At 80.0% G+C, this 1,699-nt stretch carries 1 protein-coding gene; it reads left to right on the top strand.

The window, feature by feature from the left end; genetic code table 11:
* On the top strand, positions 1–1,699 hold a 1,699-nt coding region (locus AB0L40_RS27780), incomplete at both ends, for a ComEC/Rec2 family competence protein (protein ID WP_364362039.1).

Below are 1,699 nucleotides of genomic sequence, written 5' to 3' on the forward strand. Positions count from 1 at the left end.
CCCGGGGCGCGGCGGTCGGGCCCGGCGAGCCGGTCGAGGTGCTCGAGGCCGCCGACCGCGCCCTCGACGGACGCTGGAAGACGACCGCCCGGCTGCGCGGCGCGACGGTCGAGCTCCGCACCCCGGTGGCGACCGCCGCGCCCGATCTCGTCCCGGGTCGACTGCTGCGGGTGCGCGGCAAGCTCCGCCCGGTCGGCGACGGCGCGGTCGGCGCGCGATCGCGCGGCATCGCCCTCACCCTGGACGCGACCGTGGTCGGCGTCGCGGGTCGCCGGGGCGGCTGGCGCGGGGCGATCGACCGCTTCCGCGAGCGCGCCGAGCGGACCCTGACGGCACCCGGCGACGGCGACCGCCCACAGGCCCGCAGCGCGCTGCTGCGCGGGATGGTGCTCGGGCAGGACCAGGACTTCACCGACGCGGAGGAGGAGGCGTTCCGGCGCAGCGGCCTGTCGCACCTCGTCGCCGCGAGCGGCCAGAACGTGGCGCTCGTCGCCGCGCTGGCGATCGGGATCGCGGCGCTCTGCGGGCTCACGCGGCCCTGGCGGATCGGCTGGGCGCTCGTGGCCGTCGCGGCGTACGTCCCGCTCGCGGGCGCCGGCCCGTCGATCCGGCGGGCGGGGGTGACGGGGGTGCTGACCCTGCTGGCGCTCGGCCTCGGCCGCGCTCCGGACCGCTGGTGGGCGCTGCTGCTCGCCGCGATCGCGACGGTGCTCGTCGACCCGGCGTCCCCGCAGCAGCTCGGCTGGCAGCTGAGCTTCGCGGCGGTCGTCGGGCTGCTCGTGCTGGCGCCGCCGCTGACGGCGCTGGCCCGCCGCGCCGGCTGGCCGGGCTGGCTCGGGGCGGCCGCGGCGGTTCCGCTCGGCGCGGGGCTGGCGACCGCGCCCGTGCTGGCGGCCGGCGTCGGTGACGTCTCGCTGACCAGCCTCCCGGCGAACATGGTCGTCGAGCCCGTCGTCGCCCCGATCACGTGGCTCGGGATGGTGGCGGGGATCCTCGGGCCGGAGGGCGCGCCGGTGAGCGGCGGCCTGGTGCTGGCGACCACGCCGTTCCTGGACTGGACGTCGGGCGTGGCCGGCTGGGCCGCGTCCCCGGGCTGGGCGGTCGTGCGGCCGGGGCCGGCCGCGGCGCTGTTGCCCGTCGCGGTCCTCGTCGTGGCGCTCGTGGTCGTCCAGCGCCCCGCGTGGCTCGTGCGCGGGCAGGACGCCGTCCGGCAGCGGGCGGCGCGGGACCCACTGGGCCGCTGGGCCCTGCGCGTCGGTCGGCGGCGCGGGACGCGGGCCGCCGCGATCGTCGTGGCGCTGTTCACGGTCGTCGCCCTCGGCGTTGCGGCGACGCGTGGCGGGCCGGGCGGCTCGCCGGTCCTCGACGGCGACGGCGTCGTGGTGCTCGACGTCGGGCAGGGCAGCGCGACGCTGCTCCGCCAGGGCGGCGCGGCGATCCTCGTCGACGCCGGCCCGGCGGACGGCCGGGTGGTGGACCGGCTCGCCGAGCAGGGCGTGACGCGGCTGGACGCGATGGTGCTTTCGCACGCGGCGGCGGACCACACCGGTGGCGCTCCGGCGGTCGCCTCGAGGTTCCACCCGTCGCTGCTGGTCGACGGGCGCAGCGGCCACGAGGACCCCTCCGCGGCCGTGGCGGCGGCGACGATCGTGGCCGCCGGCGGGCGCGTCCTGCCGGCCCCGGGCGGGCGGGCGAGAGA

This window comes from Patulibacter sp. NPDC049589 (genome assembly GCF_040675535.1).
In the GTDB taxonomy this organism is placed as follows: Bacteria; Actinomycetota; Thermoleophilia; order Solirubrobacterales; family Solirubrobacteraceae; genus Patulibacter.